Here is a 21,957-nt window from a genome sequence, read left to right as displayed (position 1 = left end):
GTCGTGAGCGCCAGCCGGTGCGCCCCCGCCTCGGCGAGCCGTCCGGTGAAGCCGGGGAGGAGGTCCTCGATCGCCCGCGCGCCGCCGGACCACAGCAGATGGACGTGCGGCGCCTGGGGCAGGCTCTTGCGGCGCTCGGGCCCCTCGGGCAGCGCGTCGCGCTCGACGATCGTGACGACGTCCGCGGACTCGGTGAGCGCGCGGGCCGCGAGCATGCCGGCGAGACTGCCGCCGAGGACGACCGCGGACCTCACAGCCCGCGCGGTGGAGGGAGCACTGCTGGTGGGGCCGGCATTCATATGGGGGGCACTTTCTCTGCTGCTGCGGCGGCCGCGCGCTCGCGGACCGCCCGGATGTCTTCGGTGTGGCGGAGAGCCCGGGACACGTCCTCGATCCCCTCCAGCAGGTCTTCCATGTCCGGGCTGTCGGACGGCCCGGGGGTGCCCTCCTCGCGAAGGCGTCGTCGGGTCTCGATGGCACCGTGGATCGTCACCACGTGGGCGAGCGACGTCGCCCCGCCGGACTCGTATCCCAGGTGCCGCGCGGCGTCGTACGCGCGCAGGGCCAGGTCCTCGTCGACGTACCGGCCAAGTCGCAGCAGCGCGTCCCTGATGAACGTCTCGCGGCGCGTCAGCCGCAGTTCGGCGGCGGAACGCAGTCTGAACGGGACGCGGTCGCCGCTGACGGTGCGCATCAGCCCGTACAGAGGGCGCAGGTGCCAGTGGCTCAGCCAGATACGTGATCGGCGGTACAGGTACTGGCCGACGTGGGGCAGGACGAAGCCCACCGCGATCAGAATGGCGGCGACAGAGGCGACGGGCGGGGCGAGTTCGGTGCTCAGCCAGTCCAGGTCGTGGCCGTTCCAGCGGGCGGCGACGGCCGAGAGTTTCGCACTGTCGAAAATCAGGTTCGTTGCGTTGCCCACGCCCAGGCACGTCAGACCGGCGCGCAGCCATGCGTCGAGCCCGCCGGTACGCACCCAGTTCCAGATCAGTTTGGCGGTGATCAGACCGGCCACGGCGTGCGCGAGGAGATAGAGCACGATCATTTCGCGTATGAAGGCGGTGTTGGCGTAGTACGTGTCGAGGTCGCGGAGCCGCTCCTCGTGGACGTCGGCGAGCGCGAACAGCACCCACATCGCGACGATCACGCCTGAGTAGGCGAGGAGGACCCCCCGCATGGCACGGCGGGTGACCGCTGACCGGTCGGATATGCCGTTCCTCCAGGCGGCGACCAGGAGCAGACAGGACCCGCAGTACGTGGTGAGGAGGCTGTAGACCAGCGGGGCTGAGATGTTCGGTACGCCGAAGGCGCGGTTGGTCCAGGCGATGGTCGGCGGCGCCGCGAAGACGAAGATGGCGCAGGCCAGGACGAGGAGACCACCCACAGATCTGAGAAGCGGGTCTTTCCAGAGCTTCACGATGCTGGGCAGTTTGATCACCAGCGCGGCGGTCAGGACCAGCGCCGGCACCCAGAAGGCGATGTAGAGGCCGTCGAGAGAGAAGGTGCTCATCAGATGTCAGTCCTGCGGTCCGCGATAGCCCAGTGATGCCTGGATGGCCCGCCCGACCGGGTCGAGGGGAGTCCGCTCCGGGCCGCTGCGGGGGTCCAGACGCCTGCGGAAGGCACTCGCCAGACGCATGCCGAATTCCTCCGCTTCTGCCTCGTCGGCAGCGTGGGAACCGCTTCTGGCGGCCACCGTAAGGGCGATCTCCGGCCAGCCAGTGCCGTCCGCGAGAGTGCGTACCGCGGCAGCCGTTGCGTTGACGCGGCGATGTCGGTGTCCCTGCTGTATGTGCCACAACTCGTGACCGAGGATGACGAGTTGCTGCACCTCCTCGGCACGCTCTTCAATGACCACGAGGTCGAAGTCGTGGAACTCGATCCACAGACCGGTGACCTCGAACTCGTCGGGAATCCGCTCGAAGCGGAGCTGTATGGGGCGCTCGGCGCGGCGGCGGCTCATCTCCTCGCACAGCGCTTCCGCCAGCTGCCGGACGCCGACCGGAGTTGTACCGATCCGCTGCCCCAGAACTCGTTTCAGCTCCGCCGCCAGACACCGCATCTCGGAGGGGGCATTGTCCGGCCCCAGCGCCGCCAGAAGTCTGCCCAGACCGTGGGCCCAGCTCATCGGTCCCCCTCACCGCTGCTCGGCACACTGCCGAGCAGAACTGAGAGAGCGTCCGGTATATGCGGGGTCACTCGTCTGCTGCGCAGTGAGCGCGTCACAACTCCACACCCTGACGTGAACTTGAGTAACGGCGCATCCACTCGCGGGCTCCCGGCAGTTGACTCATCAACTTGTCACGCTGTCGCCGACACTACGGCGCCGAGGCGACCCGAACCATGAGTTTTGAATGATCGTCTAAGCAGGCCGCCCAGAGCAAGAGTCCGAAACCGGCACCTCGGCGAACTGCCTCCTCATACCGTCCCCTTGCGCCAGGAACCAGCGATCCGCCACCCGTTACGACGTGGGCAAATCGACCAGACGCCCTGAAAGCATCACTGAACGCAAATCAACTGAAAAACTCACAAACCATAGGACGAGCTTGGCGTGAGCACGCCAGGAATGGCCGGTCGGGAGACGGGGGACGTCGCTCGGATCTGCCATCGTGTGCACTTCCCGGTAGCGGTTCGGCTGCACACGCGCCGAAGGGCCGCCCGTCAGGGCGGCCCTTCGGCGTTGCGTGGGTGGTCAGACGGTCGGTGAGGTGATGCTCATGATGAACGTGTTCCAGGCGGTGCCGGTGACCATGGTCAGGCCCTTGTCGGGTTCTTTGGAGTCCCGAACGGCCATCCAGCCCTCCGGTGCGTGCGCGACTTCTACGCATGCGCCCTGCTCGGAGCTGTAGGAAGCCTTCCACCAGGCGAGTTCCTGCGGGTTGCACTGGGGCGGGATGGGGTGGGTCATGTCAGTTCTCCTCTGCGGCGAGGTTGTACAGGAGCGCCGCGGACTCCTCGGGGTCGAGTGCGCCCGCCCGTAGGCGGTCGTACGTGTCGACGAGCGTGCGCACTTGTTTGTCTTTCTCCAGGAAGGCGTTCCCGGAGGGGGAATCCACGTAGCCGATGCGGGGGTCCGCAGGGCCGAAATCGAGTAGCGAGAAACTGCCTCGGAGCCCGGGGTGCACGTCTTTGATGGTCGAGGGGTAGACCTGCACGGTGATGTTCTGCTGAGCTGCGGAGTCCGCGAGCGCCTTGAGCTGTGCGCGTCGTACGGCCTGGCCGCCGATCGGCCGGCGCAGTACCGCATCGTCGATGACGGCCCACAGTTCCAGCGGGTCACTCGCCTGTGCGAGCCGCTTCTGACGCAGCATCCGGACCTGTACGAGGCGGTCGACCTCATCCGGTGCGCGACGCGGTACGGATTCCAGGACTGCCCGCGCGTACTCCGCGGTCTGGAGGAGGCCGGGGACGTAGCCGAGTTCCCAGGTCTGCACCGACCGTGCGTCGAACTCCAGCCCTACGTACACGCCCAGGCCGCTGGGGAGGACTTCCTCGTACTCGGCCTGTTCCCACCAGCCGACTTCACCGGCGGTCTTGTGGAGGGTGAGGATCACGGCGCGCTCAGCGTCTTCAGTGACCTGGTAGAGATCCAGCAGGCTGCGGATCTCGATCACTTTCGCCAGGCCCTGGCCCGTCTCCACGCGGCTGATCTTGGACGTGGAGCATTCCAGATGGGCGGCGGCCGCGGCTTGGTCGAAGCCTGCGCGCTCGCGCAGTCGACGCAGCTCGCCACCGAGGCGCCGTCGTCGAACGGTCGGTCCGCTTGGATCGCTCACCCGCTGCCCTCCCCGTCTGCGCTGTCGTCGTGGGTTTGCTCGGTGCAAGTCTGCCTCATCGCGCGACGGGCCGTTAGGCATGCCCCATCACCCCGTTCCGGTAGTTCCCTCGTGAGCGGCTGATTCCCGTTTGGGCTTGTCTCATGGGATTGCATGAGGGACTCTAAACGGGATTGCATCACGGGATGTAGTGAGCGCATGGCGCTGAGCTGACCGAGAGGGGTGCGCGGACATGTCCACGACGTGGCAGGCGGCGGCCGACGTGCGGGCCCGGGTGCTCGACCTGGTGCGGCTGACTCCCGAACAGGGACAACAGCTGAACGGCCGCCGATGCGCCCGAAGTTCGAGGACCGATGACCAGCTCCGGCCAGGCGGATTCGCCTACACCACCGGCACGGGCGGCCATCTGGCCTGGCCTGTGCGGGTATGCCCCGGCCACATGGACACCGAGGGGCCGCAGTGATCCCCGGGGCCGGCCTCGAACGGTGGAGGCCCGGCTCTCCCCCTGGTCCCCGTCTGTTGTGGGCGTGGCGGAGCGGCCATGCCGGGGCGGTGCGTATCGAGGGTGTCGACGTCCTGCGCATCCATTTCCTGATCAGCGCTGATGTCCTGGCGGTCCTCCGGGACCGCCGTCTTTCCCGTGGGGCCGTCTTGTGCAACGTCCGCCGACGGTGCGTCGAAATGCTGGTCCCGCCCGGGACAGCGGCCACGTGGCCCGCGCTGCCTTACACGGTGTGTGTGGCGGATGCGGTGATGTGCTGCCCGTCGCCCGAGGTGACCAGCGTCAGCGGGCGCGGCGCAGATGGCCGCGTATGGACCGCGCCGCCCGCCGCCGCCGTGACGACGACCGATGCCGATGCGCTCGCCGAGGCGGTTGCCACGGTGCTTGTGCGGCGGGCCGCCCCGTGGCTCGACGAGAGCCCACCCACGATCTGACGAGAGAGACGAGCACGTGATGCGACGAGACGAGAGCGGCGCGGAATGGCTGACCCGCTGCCACCCCGACCCGGCCCAGGTATGGGCCGAGTGGGACCGTCAGGGGGTTTCGATGCTGCCCGCAGGCCGTCTGTGGGACACGGTGCGCCTGCCGCAGAGCCTCGGTCTGGACGTCGTCGATGACCTTGTCCGGCATGACCAACTCCCTGAAGGCGCACCGCTCTTAGCGGTCCCGACACGCCTGTACATTTTCGTTCCCCCCGGTACGGCGACGTGGTGGAAGGAGGAGGGCGAGGACGGCACAGAGGCCCAGGGCGCGGGCCATTGGGTCAGCACCGTGCGTCCCGTTGCCGACGGGCCTCAAACCTCCTGGCGGACCTTTCACCAGTGGATCTCTCCGCCTGACGGCAGTCATCACCTGGTCTCTCCCGTGTATCTGAGAGAGGCCCTGCACCGGCTGACAACTCGTCACGGCAAGGCGCCGAGCGCCGGGTGTATCTCGGAGGCGGGGCGATGAGCAGCCCAGGGCATACCGCGCGGCCGGATCTCCAGCACGTGCCGCCCCAGGGACTGACGACCGCGCCGGCTGCCGAGGAGTCCATCACCTGGCATCTGCACGGCCCCGACGTCGTGTACCGGGCGGCCCGCCACGCGCGCATCGCCTACACCTGGTGGGGCCTGCCTGCCTCCCAGGTCGAGCGGCTTGCGGCGTTGGCCCGGGACCTCACCGCCGCCGCGGTCGACCGCCACTCGGCCACCGTAGGTGGCAGGCGTGAGGGGAAGGGCGGGCCGTTGCTGGAGGCGCACCGGTTTGCCGTGACCGTGACTCTCGACGGCGATCAGGCGACCGTCAGCGTCATCGCAGCCGCCTGCTCAGCCCCCGGAAAGACCACGGCGGATGTACGGGAGTTCGCCGAGTTCCTGGGGCGCGAGGACCTGGCCGGCGCCGAATGCACCTGTGTGGCCCTGGCTCTGATGACTGCGAGCCCGACCCTTCGGCGGTCGAACGGGCCCCTCACCAGTGGCCCCTAGGACCCCGATCGCGGACAACACGCGTGTTCGCCGAACGCCGTACCGCCGCACACTCCCGCGCTCAGCTCCTGCAGAGATCCGCATGAGCCGTGAGCGGGCCCTCACATTCATCATCCCGTCTCTTTCCGTAAGGACCGCAACCGCATGAAGATCACTGTCCGTCATGAGGCAGACAGCACATTCGACTCGTTGGTGCCGCGGCTCGAAGCAGCGGCCGCCGCAACCGTCCCCCTCGTCGGCGTCATCACCGGGCTGGCCCTGCCCGACGAGGTGGTCATTCGCACGATGACGGTCGACAGCTGGCTACGCGCGCACCAGAACCGCTTGGTGGAACGACTGGCCGAGGAAGTCGAGCAGCTCGGCGTTCCCGTCGAGCTGATTCCCGAGGCCCAGCTCAAGCAGAAGGCCATAATCGGCGCTTTCCAGATGTGCTGGCCTTTGATGCTCGGCCAGGCCTACGACTTCACGGCGGGCAAGCCCGAGGTGGTGATCCTCCCCGACGCGCTCAAGCATGCGGGCGTCTTCGACGACGACCGTGTCCTGTGCAAGGCCCTGGCGCACGAGACGACACACCTGGCGCAGTACGCGGCCAGTGACGGTCAGGTGTGGGCGATGCGGGAAACGTTCTTCCCCAGGCTGCGCGATACCGCGGACCGGGCCTACAGCCTCCTGTTGGAGGGGCACGCGTACTGGGCGGACCGGGAGATCACCACGAAGATCTTCGATGAGCCCGTCACGACCGACGAGACCAGCCCGCTCGCTTCCGAGCACTACCGCGAGCTGGCCAAGATGCGCGACCGCAGCCCCCAAAAGGCCCATTTCACCCAAGGTGTCGCCGAGGTGGCACAGATCATCGACAGCATGGGCCTCCACGCGTTCAACAGGGTCTGGACCCGGCCCGACCTTGTACCCCTGACGTCGGAGACCGGCGTGCCGGGATTCTGGCCGCGGCGTTTCAGCAGCCCTCTGCCCCCTCCCTGGCTAGCCCGTCCCGCCGGCCACTGACCAAAGGCCGGTCTTGAACGTCCCGCGCCAGGTACCCCCCGTTACCAGGCGCGGGACCCGGCCCGGCGCGGGGATGCCGGACCGGCGTTCTCCCCCCTGTGAGGACGTCGAACCGCCCTCGCGCCGGGCCCCACCCCTCCACTGTCGGAGACCGCTTTGGCCAGACAGCCAAGGCCCATCGCGACCTCGTGTTCACCGTGATCGCCTTGAACCTCGCCCGGCGGCACGGACGGATCGGCGCAGCAGGAACTGGTCACGAAGTGGTGCCTCTTCGGACGGCCGGGCACATCAGCCCCAGCTCTTCAGCGCCTCGGCGACCTGACGGATGTCGCGGCGCCCTTCGACGACGTCGGCGACCAGCGTGATCGCTTCCTGGCTGCCGACCTTGACCTGGATGCCGCTGGCGTGGAGATAGGCGTAGGCGGCCTGGGCGGCGAAGAGTTCGTTCGAATGCTCAAGGGCAGGAAGCCGTGCGAGAGCGTGCAGGATCGCGGCAGCCCGGTGACGTGCAGCCGGGTAGACCAGGGTCCCCATGACCTCGTGCCGGTGGCGGGCCACGGCGGCAGCCAGCGCCCCGTAGTCGGTGACATCGGGGTCGCCAGGGACAAGGTTCTGCGCGATATCCAGCAGCCATCGCTCATCAATGACCACCACGGGCGGCATCAGGCGGCGTGGCTGCTGGCGCCGGTCCCGAAGCGTTCGGCGAAGGCCTGCCCGTGCTCCTCGACGAAAGCCTTGGCTCCCTCGAGGAACCGGGTTCGCGCGAGGTCGTCGGTCAGCCGCCGGCTCGCATACTGACCTGGGTCTTCATGGTCATCGGCGGCGCGACGGCGCAGTTCCTCGAACGTCTCATCGTCAACTTTGATTCGGATCTCCTTCGCCATCCCCCCACGGTAGCCCGACCCTGTCCTCGGCGGGGAGGGATGCGCGGAGTGGTCCATCGGCCTGGCTTCATGAGGTGGGGCGGCCGAGAGGTTCGCTGCCGGACTCGACGTCGAGTCCGAGAAGGCCGCCCAGGACCGCTACTGCCGCAAGGCCGGCGGGCTGAACCCACGTCTTCCGGCGTCGACGGCACCCTGTAGATGCTCGTCACCAGATCCGCTGCGGGCCCCGCGCCGATGCGCGAGGATCACCTTCCGGGACGCACTGAAGGAGACGAGGCATGGTGGGTAGGGGGACGAAGATCGCGGGCGCGGCGCGCGACAAACTTGCCGCCGATTTGAAGAAGGCGTCCGAGAGCGGTGCTGCCATCCGGACCCTGGCTAAGGGCACCGGTCGTTCGTACGGCCCGCTGCCTAAAGGGTGCCGTCGGCGCCGGAGTCGCTGCCGTTGAGGTTGCCGACCTTGCGGCGATAGCGGCCTTGGGCGGCCTGTTCGGACTCCACGCCGAGCGCGGCGGCGATCTGCTTGTACGTCAGCAGCGGCTTGCCCGTGCGGGTGCTGGCCGTGCGGGCGGCCAGCAGCAGGGTACCCTCCAGGCCCTCAAGGTCTGCGCGGGCGACGTGGAGCAGCGCGAGCGCGGCGGCGACGTCCTCTGCTCGGTCCTCGGGCACCTCCGTGATGCCCGCAGTCTCCCGCCAGCGCGCGTCACAGGCGAACACACGCTGCGCCTGGTGGGCGTGGACCGCGTGCAGCAGCACGGCCACCGACGCCTGCGGCGCACGATCGCGGATCTCGGGCAGCGCGTGAACGTAGTCCTCGGAGAGCCGGGCGAGCAGCAGGGCCTGGTCGTGGTCCATCACGTACGGGACCGGTCGAGGCGAACGAGCGGGTTTGTCAGTGTTCGTCATACGCCTTACCCTCCCGGCGCAGCACCACGCTGACAATGCCGCGCTGTCAGCGCAGCGTTGCATTCCAGGGGCGCATGAGCGCGCGGCGCGTTCTCAAGAGTGACCCGTGCGGGGTGGAGACCGGAACCGCTGCCATGGAACGAGAACAGCTGTTGCGACTGCTCGTCCGCTCAGCTCGCGTCGACGCGGCCAGCACTCGCGTAGGGGAAGGACCTGATCGGCGACCGCACCGCCGATCAGCAGCATGAGCAGTAGCGATCTCGTCTCGGCCGCGAGCACCAGGCCCAGTCCCTGGGACCCGCCGCGGATGTGGAGGATCGCGAAGGACAGCGCCACAGGGAGACACGTCGGTGCCGGCCCAGGACAACCACGCGCGGTGACGTGCCGTCGGAACGTGGAATTCGCAGCGCCCGACAGGCCGTCCAACGTGGTGGACCAAGGCGGTCAGCGACTCGAACAGGATCGACGAGCGAAAGATAGAGCTACAGGATGCCCTTCCACTCCCACGGGGGTGGTGCTGTACGGCCACGAAGGCAGTCAACCCGGTACTGCGCTTCAGTCTGCCACTCCGGCCGTGATGCGGCGTGTTGGGCGGCGTAGCTGGTCATGCGCAACTGGCGGGCCCCAGCGAGCAATTCGTAGCCGTCCCATCGAGTCACGTCTGAGCCGTAGGTGGCACAGAACTGTGCGTACTCGGCCTCGGACACGGCTCCGGTTGTGGTCATCTTTACTGCGGTGGAGACAAGATCCCACTCAGGGGGACCAACAGAGACTCGCTCGAGGTCAAGCAGGATTGGGCCAAGGGTCGTTCGTACGGCGTTCCCCACCCAAGCGTCGCCGTGCACAACGCACTCGGGCAGGCCCACGGGACGCTTCAGCCACCGTTCTTGAAGATCCGTAAGGTGCCGGTGCAGCCACCGGCGATCGTCGTCCGGTAGAGACGTTGCGGCATCGATCCGTTCAGCGACCCGCACGAAGGGATCCAGCCGGCCAAGCTCTAGATCGGGGATGGGCAGTGCGTGGAGCAGCTTGAGGAGCGTCACCACGTCCATGATTGATCCCGTTTCGTGCGCCGGAAGTTCCTCCCAGAAGGTCACCGGACGATCGTCCGCTTCGACGGGCTGCTTGACTGGTAGTGGCCGAACAGCAGGGACCTGGTTGTCGGCCAGCCACTCGGCCACGCGTACCTCGCGGGCCGCGGCGTCCCATTGTCCCGGCCTCGCGATTCGCACGATCACGCGGCTGGGGAGGCGCCAGATCTCGTTCTCGGCGACACGGACGGGTACGGCTCCAGCGGAGTTGAAGCCTGCGATGTTGCAGGCTTCCTCCATTGCTGCACGGGCGGGGGTGGCCGAGATCCTCATATCTGCAGGGTTCCCCTGATTCGCTGGCGCAGTTCCACAACTGCCTCGATGCTTCGGTGGTGGGCTGAGAATCGTCCGAGTTCCCTGAGGTCGTCGGCAGCTCGACGCGAAGTGAGTAGACCGAAATCGTCGAGTGCCTGATGCCCGATCGCTACGGCCTGCTGTGGGTCCCCCTTCTTCGCCATGAGGAGCGATGCCAACTTGGTCCGAGATATTGCACGTGACCGCTGGAAGCTGTCGCCGTGGCCTGCGACGGCTGTCGCGAAGCGTCGTCCCGCCTGCCCTGGGTCCTGGCCCATGTGCACGGCGATCTCAAACAGGGCGTGGGCCGTGTCTCCGGCGTGCTGCGCTTCGTCGTAGTAGGCCATCCACGGCGGGTCTTCCGCGGGGTTGGAGTGGGCAAAGGCTTCATCAGCCTGGCACACCGCGGTGATGGTGGCCGGCACATCGTGCATTCTCCCGTAAGCGCGGGCACGGGCGCTGTGCAGCATCGCCCTCTCAGTGGCCGTAAGTCGTTCCGAGCGTACGAGTCCGGTGTCGGCGTAGGTCAGGCCAGTGTCGGGGTCGTCGATCCAGATCGCCTGGCGGGCGAGGAAGGAGTATGTCTTCGCGCGCAAATGCCAATCGCCAGCTTCGGTGGCACATTCTGATGCGATCTTGAAGGCGACCCGGGCGTCGTCGTGAGCGTAGGCGTCGAAGTGGGAGGCGCCGACCACGATGCCCAGCCGTGCGATCGCGGAGAGAAACGCACTCTGCAGCTGTTGGGGGCATCTGACGGAGAGCAGGCGTACGGCCCACTCCATGGTGCGGCTGGCCATCACGCTGACCAGGCCTCCGCCGCCATGCCTGTTGTCCGCAAGGTGGAGTGCGTCGGCAGCGTGATGGAGCTGCTCGATCTCGCGCAGAGTGATCTTTTTAGGAAGTCCTGGCGGTGCCGCGGGAGCGACCATGTTCGCAAGGTCTATCGGAGCAATTGCGGCAAGGCTGCCAGCAGCAAGGAATTGGCGTCGGTCCACAGACTCAGGACTCCCGGAGCGCGGGGAAGGGTCTATGCCCAGCATGCGGCCGCGACGGACCTGAATGGTTCCGTCCGCTGGTGTGGAGCCAGTGTTATCCGCATCACCTCGCTTTTTATCCGCATCGCCGAAGACCATTCCCCAGGCCCTCACGAGCACTCCACCCGTCTTGAGGACATCGTCCAGGCGCTCGGCGAGCTCGCAGTGACAGCGATACTCGCCCTTCTCGATTTTCGAGATGACGGATGGGCTGACCTGCACCAGCGGCCCTAACTGTGCTGCTCGAAGCCCTGGGTTCCTCTTTCTCCAGTAACGGAGTTCGGCGCCGAACCACGCCTGTGGGGAGGCATCGGGGGTGAGTTCCTTCTCGGGCTGCGGCATCAGGGTTCCTTGGGTCTCGATGCGGATTCCTCAGCTGTCCGCATCCGGATCTGCACGCGGAGCTCGCCTGCTGACTGAATAGTTGCTGAACGGTTCCACACCAGTACACACCGCTGTCAGGCCTCGTTGGAGAGGTTTCGCAGACCGAGAGTGGATCTGAGAGATGACTATCTTTCTAGCACCGCCCACCCCGTCAGTAACGGGCGTTTCCGCCATGACGCGTAGCAGCCCCGGACAGCTTGAAATGGACCTCGCCGTGACGGCGAGGGCGGTCGGCCTCGTGAGGACCATCGTGGGTGCCCACGTCCGTCTGTGGGGTCTTGAGCCGCTTGTCGAGCGGACCGTTCTTGCCTCGTCCGAACTTCTCACGAACGTGGTGAAGCACGTTCCGCCCAGCAGGAAGGGCCTAGCTCCAAACGCACGGCTCATCCTCACTCGCGTTCCAGGAGACGGTCTTTTTCTATGCGTCCACGACCCCGATCCGGCCCTTCCGCAGCTGGGTTGCACACCACTTGACGCCGAGGACGGGCGCGGGATCAGCCTCATTGCAGCCTGCGCCGACGAGTACGGCGTCACTCCGGCCACCGGCGGCGGCAAGGACGTCTGGCTCACCCTGTTTCCCGGAGACCGCTCATGACCACTCCTGCCCCACCGCCTACCGCACGTCCCCTGACTCGAGCTGTTCACAGGCCGCTACGCGGCGACTTGGGGCTTGAGCTCTTGCGGTGCAAGTGGCGCCTTCACGAAGCGCCGACGAGCCCTCCGCCGGCATCGGAGGAGGCTGTGGCTGCAGTGTTGGCAGCCAGCGCAGAGATCTTGCGGACGATCATGATGGAGCACGGATGGCCGGGATACACGCTTGTGGGCAAGGACGCTGCGCGAGTCGCCTGGCACATCGCGCACAACTGTCCGGACATCGAACTCCAGGCTGAAGCGCAGCGTCTGTTGGAAGCTGCCGTGCTCGCCGGCGATGCCGATCCTGATCACTACGCGCTACTGACTGACCGGCTCTGCGCTCAGCGCGGACGGCCGCAGCGTTTTGGAACTCAGTACGTCCAGCACCGTATCAACGGGCTCGTGCTGTATCCGATAGCTGACCTCGAAGGACTCGACGAGCGGCGTGCGGCCCTAGGGCTAGAGGCACACGCCCAGTACGACGCCCGGACCAGAAACGACACCGTGCTGTCCGAACCGGTCGGGCCGCGTCTCTGACGCGGCTCCCCTGATCGGCCGTCGGGCTGCAGTCATCGGCTTTCTGGCTCCCCCAAGAACTGGACAAGCCGACTGCCGCCCGACGGTCTCCCACTCACTCCATTTTGAGGATTCACCCCCCATGTCCCCGTTACCTGCGCCCGGTCAGGCGTGTCTCCCGCTTGTAGTTCCTCGCCCGGTATGGGGGTGCGTTGATGTCGCGCGGTGACATGGACCTGATTGAACATGCTGCCGGCCCGGACGAAGACCTGCGCCTGGCGCTTGAGGACTTGCGGATGGACCGGTACCTAGAGGCGAAGCGGCTGCTGCGTGCCACGGACGGGAACTGGGCGCTGCGCACTTCCCGCAGTCAGGTGCTGGCCGTCGGCGCCGCGAACAACAAGGCGGTCGACCAGTGGTGTGTCGAGGAGCCCTCCGATCCGGACGCGTTGATGATGCGGGCCCGGGTGCTGACGCAGCGTGTGCTTAACGCTTTCCGCAGTGGGCTTTCCGGTCCGGCTCTCATCGCCTCGGTCGTCGCTGCCCGGGTGGCTTGCAAGGCCGCCGCGGATCGGTGGCCGGCCGATCCCGTGCCGTACGTGTGCTACCTGGCACTCGCTCAGACCGACGTCGATGAGCGTTTCCCTCATCACCGGCGCCACTGGGATCCTCCGCCCGAGCAGATGTTGCCGCGCGGGCCGTGGAGGGTGCTGGATTGGGTGAACGAGCGGGACCCCGGCAACCGCGAGGCGTTTCACCGGATGCTGGGCGTCTATCACGCCCGTGGACGGGGAGCCCTCGATTTCGCCCAGTGGTGTACGACTTTCGCGCCTGAGGGATCGCCGCTGAATCTGCTCCCGCTGTACGCCTATGTCGAGACCTACCGGCTGCAACTGGAGCACCAGCAGACCGCCAGTGTGATCGCGTACTGGAGCACTGCCGACAAGGCCCACTACGTCCGCAAGGGTCTGGACGTCTGGTTCGCCCACGCTGACCCGCGCTCCTGCTCGTTACTGGACCTCCACTACCTGGCCTATGCCTCGACCGCCACAGGCGTGGGGCGTGCGGCGGGGGTGTTCGAGGCGATCGGCCCGTACGTGACGGCCGCACCGTGGGCGCTGGTCACCTCGAATCCCCAGTGGTGGCAGAGCGAATTTCGCTCCGCGCGCAGTAGAGCCCTGAGCGTCGCGGGGGGCCGCCGATGAGCATCCGGGCGCCTCCGCCCCAGCGCCGCACGACAGATCCCCGGCCTTTCATCCACCCTTTCGATCAGAGGATTTCTCCGTTGTCTCCGAGAAGAGCTCCCGCTCTCAACGACGATGCCGCGCTGCGCGCGCAGGGCATCACACCCGAACTGGACCGCAGGATGGGCGGCTTCGGGAACTTCGCGATCAGCTTCAGCGTGATCTGCATCCTGGCCGGCGGCATGACGCTGTTCGGCTTCGGCCTGAACACCGGTGGCCCCGCCGTCATGATCTGGGGCTGGGTCGCCATCGGCTTCTTCACACTCCTGCTGGGCCTCAACCTGGCCGAGGTGACCTCCGCCTACCCCACCTCAGGTGCCCTGTTCTTCATGGCCGATCGTCTCGGCGGCCCCCGCTGGGCGTGGGTGACGGGCTGGCTCAACCTCCTCGGCCTGCTCGGCGCCATCGCCGGCATCGACTACGGGTGCGCACTGTTCGTCGGCGCCTTCGCCAACCTCCAGTGGGGCATAGTGCCCACCCCGGAGACGACGATCGTCATCTTCGCGGGCATCCTCCTGCTCCACGGCGCCCTCAACGCCGCCGGGGTGCGTTTGGTCAACGTCCTCAACAGCATCTCCGTGTGGTGGCAGGTCGGCGGCGTCATTCTGATCGTCGGTTCGCTGACCCTCGCCCCCGTCGAGCACCAGGATGTGACCTTCGTGTTCGGTCACTTCAACAACGGCACCGGCTTCACCAGCCCCCTCTACGTCGCCGCCCTGGGCTGCCTGCTGGCCGCGTACACGTTCTGCGGCTACGACGCCTCCTCTCACCTGAGTGAGGAGACCAGCCAGGCGCAGACGGCCGCGCCCAAGGGCATCGTCCGCGCCATCGCCTGGTCCTGGGCCGCAGGCTTCGTGCTCCTGGCGGGCATGCTGTTCGCGATCCAGGACTACGACGGCACGCTGGGCACGAGCACGGGTGTGCCGCCGGCACAGATCTTCATCGACGTCCTGGGCACCGGCATGGCCAAGGGCCTGCTCCTGGTCGTCATCGTGGCCCAGCTGTTCTGCGGCAACGCGGAGACCGCCGCGGCCAGCCGCATGGTGTTCGCGTTCTCCCGCGACGGGGCACTGCCGTTCTCTGCGACGTGGCGGCGTGTCAGTCGCCGCACCCGCACCCCCATCGCCGCGGTGTGGCTGTCGGTGGGCGTCGCGTTCCTTCTTGCTCTGCCGAGCCTGTACTCGCCCACCGCCTACGCCGCAGTCACCGCGATCAATGTCATCGGCATCACGCCCGCCTATGCCATCCCGGTCTATCTCCGGCTCCGGGCAGGCAAGCGGTTCCGGCCCGGCCCGTGGAACCTGGGTGTCTGGAGCAAGCCGTTGGGCTGGATCTCCGTCACCTACGTGGTGGTCCTGACCGTGGTGTTCTGCCTGCCCCAGGCCTCGCCGATCACCGGCGAGTCCTTCAACTACGCGGGCGTCACCCTCCTCGCGGTCCTCTTCCTCGCCTGGATCATGTGGATCACCAAGGGCAAGCGCGACTACAAGATCCCTCCGCTCGGCAGCGAAGCAGAGAACCGCGCCCTCGCCGGGGACGTGATCTGATGCCCGACCAGACCAGCCACAACGACGCCTCCCATACGCCGGTGCTGCTCGTGACCGGTGAAGATCTCGGCGCCCTGGTCGAGTCCGATGAGATCGACACCGTGATGGTCGCTGTCCCGGACATGATGGGACGCCTCGCGGGCAAAGACCTGGACGCCCGTCGCTTCCTGTCCCACCTCCCCGCCGGCCCGCACATGTGCGCCTACGTCCTGGCCTCGGACGTGGACATGACCCCGATGGACGGCTTCGACCTCACCGGCTGGCACAACGGATTCGGCGACCTCCACGTCATCCCGGACCTGGAGACCATCCGCCGTCTGTCCTACCTGCCGGGCACCGTCCTCGTCCACGCCGACGCCGCCCACCCCGACGGCCGCCCCGTCGACATCGCCCCGCGCCGGATGCTCCGCAACCAGATCGAAACCCTTGGCGAACACGGCCTGTACCTACAGGTGGGAATCGAGGGCGAGTTCATGGCCTACCGGGGCACCCCGGCAGAGATTCATGCATCCGGGTACCGGGACCTGATCCCGGCGTGGCCCCACAACCTCGACTACGCACTGAGCCGCCCGCCCGCTTTGACCGCGTTCTTCCGCGACCTGCGTCAAGCCCTGCATCAGGCCGGCGCCCCCGTCGAGGCGATCAAAACCGAAGGTACCCCGGGACAGTGCGAGGTGACCTGGCCCTACGGGGACCCGGTTCGGGCCTGCGACACCTACACCCTCTACAAACACGCCGTCCGCCACATCGCCGAACAGCACCACATGGCGCCCACGTTCATGGCGTCCCCGCGGACCGGAATCGCCTCCGGCATGCACCTGCACATCTCCCTCGTGAACGACGACGACGAGCCGGTATTCGCCATGGCGCCGGACGGTGAACTGCCCGACGTGCTCCAGCAGTCGATCGCCGGCCTGATCTCCGCACTCCCGCAGCTGGCCCCGCTGTACGCACCCACCATCAACTCCTACAGGCGGTACACCCCGCACTCCTTCGCCCCCACCAACTACACGTGGGGAATGGACAACCGCACCTGCGCCGTCCGCGTCGTGGGCCGCGACGAGAACACCCACCTGGAAGTCCGGCTGCCGGGAGCCGACGCCAACCCCTACCTCGCGCTCTCCGCGGTGACCGCCGCTGTCATCCACGGCGTCACCGATCACCCCAAACTGCCAGCCCCCTGTGAGGGCGACGCCTATCACGAGACCGAACCTCTCCCCGTGCCGCCCACCCTCGACCAGGCGTTGGCCGACTTCGCCGAGAGCGGGATCGCCCTGCGGGCCTTCGGCGCACCCCTGGTACGGCACTACGCCCACGCTGCCGCGGCCGAGATCGACGCGCAGCACGGCCAGGTCACGGACATCGAACGGGAGCGGGGGTTCCTCCGTGCGTGACCTCCTGCCCCACCTCGCAGAGACCCATCGAACCAGCCCTGCCACCTCCAACGTGGGCTGCTCAGACCGTATGGACCGCATCGCGAGCACCGTGCTGTGCCTGCTGTTCGAACTGACCCAGCAGGCCGCCCGTTTCGGGTCGGGCACGGACCCGTGGGCCCAGCTCGCGGTGTACGACGTCGACGACTTCGCCCCCTACACGTCAGGGGGACCGGCATGAGGCTGCGTCTTTTCAGGACCGACCCGAGGTACCCCCTCAGGTGACCCCACCCGGTGTGGCCGCAGTCCCGGCTTCGACGCCACCCCCAGGCCGGGCACCCCTCACCGACGACCGCGCACTCCTCACCCACCGGAGGATCCCTTGACCAGTACACACGAGCCCGTGGTCACCGTGATGAGTTTCAACCTTGAACGCGACGGAGGCCCCGACGAACACGGCCATCCCCCCAGGCGGTGGCGCAATGCCCACGAACTCATCAAGGAACATCGGCCTGACGTGCTGCTGCGCCAGGAGATGACCTACAGCCGGGCCAGCGGCCAACGCCGGCTCCATGAGGCTGAACGACTCCTGGGCATGAGGGGCTTCAACGGCGCACCGGGCTCGGGCAACAACCCGACCGGACTGTTCCTGCGGCCCGACGTGTTCGACGTCCACCAGCAGGTTGACCACGCCCCGTTATGGCGCACCCCGCCCACCCACATCGTGGCCAGCCTGCGGGGAGTCCCCGACGTCCCGATTGTGATGATGAGCTGGCACCTGGCCTTCAACTCGCCCCGCGGCCGGGAGCGGGAGACCGACGAGATCCTCGCCGCTGCCGACAAGATCAACCAAGGCTTGGCGTTTCTCGGGGGCGGCGACATGAACGAGTACCCGCACCCCTCGGGTGAACGGGTCCCGGCGATCGACTGGACAGACGACGGCATCACCGACCGGATGCACATGATGCACCGCACGAACCGCAGCCCGGACGGTACACGGATCAGCTGCACCTACGCCGACGAGACCCTGCTGGGCGCCGGCCTGCACGACCCCGCCCGGTACGCCGCCGACACGCTCGGGCAGGCGGATGCGCTCTGCGCCACCGCCGGGCAGAACAAGCACTCCCAGGGCGGCGAACGGCGTATCGACCGCATTTACTGCGATCCCTGGCTCGTCAACGCCGTCGTTGAGGTCAGCGTTATCGACACCCCCGACAGCGACCACGACGGCCTGAAGGTTGTCTACTCCCGTGCCGGCATGGCCGAAGCACTGCGCCGCAAGATGGCTCGCCAGGCCGTGTACAACCTCGCCTTCTGACCCGCCACAGACCTTCCCGAGAAACAGATCAAGGACAACAACAGTGCGGCCCGACCATCCCTCGTTCCTCCACTATCCCAGGAAAGGGACCGGACAACACCAGACCGTACGGACGTCAGCAATCGTCCATGACCCACGCAGAAGCAACCCTCTTATAGGAGTTGTCGAGCACATGCAGCACGTTGAACGTCAGGAAACTGGCCCCGAAAATGAGCGCGTTCCCAACTCGGCCCGCATCTGGAACTACTGGATGGGTGGCAAGGACAACTACGAGGTCGACCGGGAGGCGGGCGACGCCTACCTGGCGATCGCGCCCCAAGCCGACGCGATGGCCCGCGAATCGCGCGCGTACCTGATCCGCGCGGTCACCCACCTCGCCGACGAACTCGACATCCGCCAGTTCCTCGACATCGGGGCCGGGCTGCCCACACACGACAACACCCACGAGGTCGCCCAACGGGCCGCCCCGGAATCCAAGGTCGTCTACGTCGACAACGACCCGGTCGTCCTGGCCCACGCCCGCGCCCTGCTCATCAGCACGCCCGAAGGCGCCACGAACTACATCGACGCCGACCTGCACGAACCGGACCAAATCATCGAGGGTGCGGAGAAGTTCCTGGACTTCGACCAGCCCATCGCGCTGATGCTGCTGGGCGTCCTCGGCCACATCCAGGACCACGCGGAGGCCACGTCGATCGCGCGCCATCTCCAGGCCGCCCTGCCCCGCGGCAGCTACTTCGTGCACTACGACGGGATTAACGCCGACCCCGACCTCAACAAGGCCCAGCAGGGCTACGACGACACAGGCGCCGTTCCCTACGTCCTGCGTAGCCCCATGCAGCTCGCCGACTACTACGAAGGCCTCGACCTACTGGAGCCCCGCATCGTCTCCTGCCCTCTGTGGCGACCCGCACCCGGTACGTCCCCTGAGCCCACGGACATCCACGGCGGCGTCGCCCGCAAGTCATAACGCCGCCTGCGCGCCGTTCCCGTTGCCCGCCGTGCTGCTCGTCCACAGACCGCGCGCGTTACGGGTCCGGCTGTCCGACAGCCAGTCACGCACTCGTGCGTGCCGGCGCCGCTGACGAGATCACGGCGCGAGCCGGCGGCGCCGCACGCCCGTCAGCTCATCTGATCCGGCTCACCGCCCCTGCATGGCGCAGCGCCCATTTCAGCCACACCCATACAGAAGGATCATGAATGACCCGGTTGACCGCCCCTGGCACGCCCCGTCGCTCCGCCTCCGGGCATCTTCCCTCGATGCGTCCGTATCAGCGGGAGGCTCACGAGGCGATCATCACCGGGCTGACGACCGGGAAGCGTGGACAGTTGCACGCGGCGTGCGGGGCCGGCAAGACGTTCATGGCGCTGCGTGCGGTGGAGGAGCTGGTCCCGGGAGACGGGCTGATCGTGGTCTTGGCCCCGTCGCTGGCCCTGGTCGCGCAGATTCTGCGTGAGTGGCAGGACGCCAGAATGGTCGGCTTCAGTGCGATGGCGGTCTGCTCGGACGAGAAGGTCTCCGATGCCCCGGTACGGACCGAGGATCTTGAGGTGCCGGTCAGTACCGATCCGGCCGTGATCGCATCCTGGCTGGGAGGCGGGGGACGCCGGGTGATCTTCGGTACCTACACCTCGGCCGACCGGGTCGGTGAAGGGCTTCGCCTGGCCGGCCTCGAAGCCGACACGCTGGTGTGCGACGAGGGGCACCACCTGTTCGGCAAGCGGGATGCCGTCCGCCGTCAGATCATCACCGACCCGACGTTCCTGCCCCACAGCCGCCGACTCGTGATGACGGCAACGCCGAACGTGACGGGCTGGCAGGCCGCGGACTCGCTGAGCTGGCGGAACGAGGAACTGTTCGGCCCGGTGCTGTTCCGGTACCCGTTCGCCCGCGGGATCGCCGACGGCTATCTGAAGGACTACCGGCTGGTGGTGCTGGGCATCAGCGACGCCGAGGCCCGTGCCCTGCTGGCCGACACCGCATCCGACTACGTCGACGGCGAGATCGCCCTGAGGACGGTTGTCGCACAGGCCGCGCTGGCACACGCCCGCACCGCGTACGGCACCGAGCGCGCCATCACCTTCCACCCGCGGGTACAGCAGGCCGCCGACTTCGCACGCACCCTTCCTGCCACCGTCGACCGCCTGCCTGCCGCCAAGCAGCCGGCGGGCGTGGTGGACGCCACCCACATCAGCGGGGCGATGGACACCGCCGAGCGGGAGGACATCATGGCGCGGCTGGCGCAGCCGCCCGCCGGCGGGTGGACGGTTGTCTCCAACGCGCAGTGCCTGACCGAAGGCGTCGACGTGCCGGCGGTGGACACCATCGTGTTCACCCACCCGTCCCGGTCCGCGACCAGAGTCACCCAGGCCGTGGGCCGCGCCATGCGCCGCAGCCGCCACACTGCGTCCATAGCCACGATCATCGTGCCGGTCATCGTTCCGGACGACACCGCCGAGGTCGACGACGAACTCGACGCCGGCGACTTCGAGGTTCTCTTCGAAGTCGTACGTGCCCTCAGGGCCCACGACGAAGGCTTCGCCGCCGAACTGGACCGGGAGCGGGCGAACCGGTCACTGCGTAGCGCCGGAAGGCAGGACGCCGAAGGACCCGGAGAGCAGGATCCAGACGTACCCGGTCTGCCGAAGAGAGTCACCTTCCATCTGCCGGAGGGCACTTCCGACCGGATCCTCAAACAGCTGCGTCTGCTGACGGTACGCAACTCCACCTCCTCGTGGTGGGAGGGATACGCGGACGCGGTCGCCTTCCGCAATGAGCACGGCCACCTGAACGTGCCAGAGAAGTGCCCCGGCGCCAGTGGCCGCAGGCTGGATGCGTGGCTGGGTACCTTGCGCCGGCACCGGCGCAAGGGCTGGGTTCCCCAGGACCGTATCGACGCCATGGACCGCATCGGCATCGAGTGGGAACCGATGGATGCCCGTCGGCAGCAGCTGCTCAGCGATGCCCGCTCCTACCACCGTGCAAACGGCAGCCTCAATGTGCCGAACAACCATGTCACGGCCGAGGGGCGGCTACTGGGCTCGCAGTTCAGGGCGCTGCGTCTCGCCTACCGTGAAGGCCGCCTGCTCCAGCCCCTGATCGACGCGCTGGACGAGCTGGGGATGCGCTGGGACCCTCAAGCCGCCAAAAGGCAGGAACTGCTGGACGCCTGCGACCGCTACCGCCAGCGCTTCGGAAACCTCGATGTACCGGTCAAATTCATCGACGACGAGGGCTACCGCCTCGGATCGGCCCTCTCCTATGCGCGCTCCGTCGCCCAGGGCACCGTCAAGGACCAGGACGGAACACCGCGGACTCTGGATGCCGACCACCGTGCTGAACTGGAGAAACGTGGCGTCGCTCTGGAACTGCGGGTCACTGCCCTGAGCAAGGACCTGAAGGCGGCCCTGGTCGAGAAGGTGCAAGCAGGCGCGCAGCTCCAGGACGCCCGTGAAGCGCTCGGCCTCAGCGATTCCGCTGTCACGACGGCACGGCAGAAGGACACCCAGTTCGACGCCCGGCTGAGAGCCGCTCGCCAGACGCACTACCGAGTCCTGGACGCGTCGGAAAAGCAAGCCCTGATCGACACAGTTGGATCCGGAACCTCAGTCCGACAAGCCCGCAGAATCCTTGGCCTCTCTGTGTCCTCCGTCGTGACGGCACGACAGAAAGACGCCCAGTTCGACGCCCACCTGAAAGCTGCTCTTCACGAACAGAGCCGTCCCCTGGACGCGTCGGAAAAGCAAGCACTGATCGACAAAATCGGATCCGGAACCTCGCTTCGACAAGCCTGCGAAACCCTCGGAATCAGGAGCAGCCCTTTGGCCAGCGCACGGCGCGACGACCCCGACTTCGAGAGAGAGCTGGTCAGGGCATCAGGCGGCCGGATACGCCCGGCCAAGAGGCAGGTCACCGGATCCGGAAGCTCGCCCCTCCCCGAAGAATCCCAGTAAGGAACGGAGCCATCAGGAGTGCCCGCT

The 21,957-nt window shown here is 67.3% G+C and carries 22 protein-coding genes and 2 pseudogenes; 14 read left to right on the top strand and 10 right to left on the bottom strand.

Going from position 1 to position 21,957, the window contains the following annotated elements; translation table 11 throughout:
* The 5 genes and pseudogenes from ACIBLC_RS40635 to ACIBLC_RS40615 form a co-directional block, all read right to left on the bottom strand.
* Positions 1 to 299: pseudogene (locus ACIBLC_RS40635) on the bottom strand (pyridine nucleotide-disulfide oxidoreductase); the annotation flags it as partial.
* Positions 296 to 1,513: an MAB_1171c family putative transporter gene (locus ACIBLC_RS40630; RefSeq protein WP_399216532.1), complete on the bottom strand. Its 1,218-nt coding sequence runs from the start codon at positions 1,511 to 1,513 to the stop codon at positions 296 to 298. The pseudogene ACIBLC_RS40635 and the gene ACIBLC_RS40630, both read right to left, overlap by 4 nt.
* 6 nt (positions 1,514 to 1,519) lie before the next feature.
* On the bottom strand, positions 1,520 to 2,131 hold the full coding sequence (locus tag ACIBLC_RS40625) for a toxin-antitoxin system, toxin component family protein (RefSeq protein ID WP_399216531.1): 612 nt from the start codon (positions 2,129 to 2,131) through the stop codon (positions 1,520 to 1,522).
* A gap of 564 nt (positions 2,132 to 2,695) precedes the next feature.
* Positions 2,696 to 2,911 (bottom strand): DUF397 domain-containing protein, encoded by a 216-nt coding sequence (locus tag ACIBLC_RS40620; protein WP_399216530.1) that lies wholly within the window; start codon positions 2,909 to 2,911, stop codon positions 2,696 to 2,698.
* A gap of 1 nt (position 2,912) precedes the next feature.
* Entirely contained in the window at positions 2,913 to 3,779 is an 867-nt protein-coding gene (locus ACIBLC_RS40615) for a DUF5753 domain-containing protein (RefSeq protein WP_399216529.1), read from the bottom strand.
* A 232-nt stretch (positions 3,780 to 4,011) separates the two neighbouring features.
* Here ACIBLC_RS40615 and ACIBLC_RS40610 point away from each other — a divergent pair, with 232 nt between their 5' ends.
* From ACIBLC_RS40610 to ACIBLC_RS40595, 4 genes are all read left to right on the top strand, one after another.
* Positions 4,012 to 4,242: a hypothetical protein gene (locus ACIBLC_RS40610; protein WP_399216528.1), complete on the top strand. Its 231-nt coding sequence runs from the start codon at positions 4,012 to 4,014 to the stop codon at positions 4,240 to 4,242.
* Positions 4,243 to 4,331: 89 nt separating this feature from the next.
* Positions 4,332 to 4,715 (top strand): hypothetical protein, encoded by a 384-nt coding sequence (locus ACIBLC_RS40605; protein WP_399216527.1) that lies wholly within the window; start codon positions 4,332 to 4,334, stop codon positions 4,713 to 4,715.
* 513 nt (positions 4,716 to 5,228) lie between these two features.
* Positions 5,229 to 5,747, top strand: coding sequence for a hypothetical protein (locus ACIBLC_RS40600; protein ID WP_399216526.1), 519 nt, complete (start codon positions 5,229 to 5,231; stop codon positions 5,745 to 5,747).
* Between the two features lie 144 nt (positions 5,748 to 5,891).
* Positions 5,892 to 6,752, top strand: a complete 861-nt coding sequence (locus tag ACIBLC_RS40595) for a hypothetical protein (RefSeq protein ID WP_399216525.1) — start codon at positions 5,892 to 5,894, stop codon at positions 6,750 to 6,752.
* A 288-nt stretch (positions 6,753 to 7,040) separates the two neighbouring features.
* Here the strand turns inward: ACIBLC_RS40595 and ACIBLC_RS40590 are convergent, their stop codons facing one another.
* On the bottom strand, positions 7,041 to 7,406 hold the full coding sequence (locus ACIBLC_RS40590) for a fic family toxin-antitoxin system, toxin component (protein WP_399216524.1): 366 nt from the start codon (positions 7,404 to 7,406) through the stop codon (positions 7,041 to 7,043).
* A gap of 8 nt (positions 7,407 to 7,414) precedes the next feature.
* Positions 7,415 to 7,636, bottom strand: a complete 222-nt coding sequence (locus ACIBLC_RS40585) for a hypothetical protein (protein WP_399216523.1) — start codon at positions 7,634 to 7,636, stop codon at positions 7,415 to 7,417.
* Between the two features lie 278 nt (positions 7,637 to 7,914).
* Between ACIBLC_RS40585 and ACIBLC_RS40580 the strand changes: the two are divergent.
* Positions 7,915 to 8,040, top strand: a pseudogene (locus tag ACIBLC_RS40580) (helix-turn-helix domain-containing protein); the annotation flags it as partial.
* A gap of 7 nt (positions 8,041 to 8,047) precedes the next feature.
* On the opposite strand, the gene ACIBLC_RS40575 reads toward ACIBLC_RS40580, so the two are convergent.
* The 3 genes from ACIBLC_RS40575 to ACIBLC_RS40565 form a co-directional block, all read right to left on the bottom strand.
* Positions 8,048 to 8,542 carry a hypothetical protein gene (locus ACIBLC_RS40575; RefSeq protein WP_399216522.1) on the bottom strand — a complete coding sequence of 165 codons (495 nt, stop codon included), beginning with the start codon at positions 8,540 to 8,542 and terminating at the stop codon, positions 8,048 to 8,050.
* A gap of 482 nt (positions 8,543 to 9,024) precedes the next feature.
* A complete protein-coding gene (locus ACIBLC_RS40570; protein WP_399216521.1) occupies positions 9,025 to 9,906 on the bottom strand; it encodes a phosphotransferase family protein in 882 nt (293 codons plus the stop codon).
* Positions 9,903 to 11,303 (bottom strand): helix-turn-helix domain-containing protein, encoded by a 1,401-nt coding sequence (locus tag ACIBLC_RS40565; RefSeq protein WP_399216520.1) that lies wholly within the window; start codon positions 11,301 to 11,303, stop codon positions 9,903 to 9,905. Before ACIBLC_RS40565 ends, ACIBLC_RS40570 begins: the two co-directional genes overlap by 4 nt.
* Positions 11,304 to 11,517: 214 nt before the next feature.
* On the opposite strand from ACIBLC_RS40565, the gene ACIBLC_RS40560 reads away from it, so the two are divergent.
* The 9 genes from ACIBLC_RS40560 to ACIBLC_RS40520 all read left to right on the top strand — a co-directional run bounded on the left by ACIBLC_RS40560 (position 11,518) and on the right by ACIBLC_RS40520 (position 21,930).
* Positions 11,518 to 11,940, top strand: coding sequence for an ATP-binding protein (locus tag ACIBLC_RS40560; protein ID WP_399216519.1), 423 nt, complete (start codon positions 11,518 to 11,520; stop codon positions 11,938 to 11,940).
* Positions 11,937 to 12,515, top strand: a complete 579-nt coding sequence (locus ACIBLC_RS40555) for a DUF6624 domain-containing protein (RefSeq protein ID WP_399216518.1) — start codon at positions 11,937 to 11,939, stop codon at positions 12,513 to 12,515. The genes ACIBLC_RS40560 and ACIBLC_RS40555 overlap by 4 nt, the downstream gene beginning before the upstream one ends.
* 209 nt (positions 12,516 to 12,724) lie before the next feature.
* Positions 12,725 to 13,699: a hypothetical protein gene (locus ACIBLC_RS40550; protein WP_399216517.1), complete on the top strand. Its 975-nt coding sequence runs from the start codon at positions 12,725 to 12,727 to the stop codon at positions 13,697 to 13,699.
* A gap of 161 nt (positions 13,700 to 13,860) precedes the next feature.
* A complete protein-coding gene (locus tag ACIBLC_RS40545) occupies positions 13,861 to 15,285 on the top strand; it encodes an amino acid permease (RefSeq protein WP_399216534.1) in 1,425 nt (474 codons plus the stop codon).
* Complete coding sequence (locus tag ACIBLC_RS40540; RefSeq protein ID WP_399216516.1) at positions 15,285 to 16,679, top strand: glutamine synthetase family protein; 1,395 nt, start codon at positions 15,285 to 15,287, stop codon at positions 16,677 to 16,679. Before ACIBLC_RS40545 ends, ACIBLC_RS40540 begins: the two co-directional genes overlap by 1 nt.
* 70 nt (positions 16,680 to 16,749) lie before the next feature.
* On the top strand, positions 16,750 to 16,899 hold the full coding sequence (locus ACIBLC_RS40535; RefSeq protein ID WP_399216515.1) for a hypothetical protein: 150 nt from the start codon (positions 16,750 to 16,752) through the stop codon (positions 16,897 to 16,899).
* 162 nt (positions 16,900 to 17,061) lie between these two features.
* Positions 17,062 to 17,976 carry an endonuclease/exonuclease/phosphatase family protein gene (locus ACIBLC_RS40530; RefSeq protein ID WP_399216514.1) on the top strand — a complete coding sequence of 305 codons (915 nt, stop codon included), beginning with the start codon at positions 17,062 to 17,064 and terminating at the stop codon, positions 17,974 to 17,976.
* Positions 17,977 to 18,148: 172 nt separating this feature from the next.
* Positions 18,149 to 18,946: an SAM-dependent methyltransferase gene (locus tag ACIBLC_RS40525; protein ID WP_399216513.1), complete on the top strand. Its 798-nt coding sequence runs from the start codon at positions 18,149 to 18,151 to the stop codon at positions 18,944 to 18,946.
* 230 nt (positions 18,947 to 19,176) lie between these two features.
* Complete coding sequence (locus tag ACIBLC_RS40520; protein ID WP_399216512.1) at positions 19,177 to 21,930, top strand: Helicase associated domain protein; 2,754 nt, start codon at positions 19,177 to 19,179, stop codon at positions 21,928 to 21,930.
* Positions 21,931 to 21,957 lie beyond the last annotated feature (27 nt).

Origin of the sequence: Streptomyces sp. NPDC050535 (genome assembly GCF_044457665.1) — a bacterium.
Lineage (GTDB): Bacteria > Actinomycetota > Actinomycetes > Streptomycetales > Streptomycetaceae > Streptomyces.
Note: the sequence above shows the minus strand (reverse complement) of the source record. Positions and strands in the feature narration are given on the sequence as shown.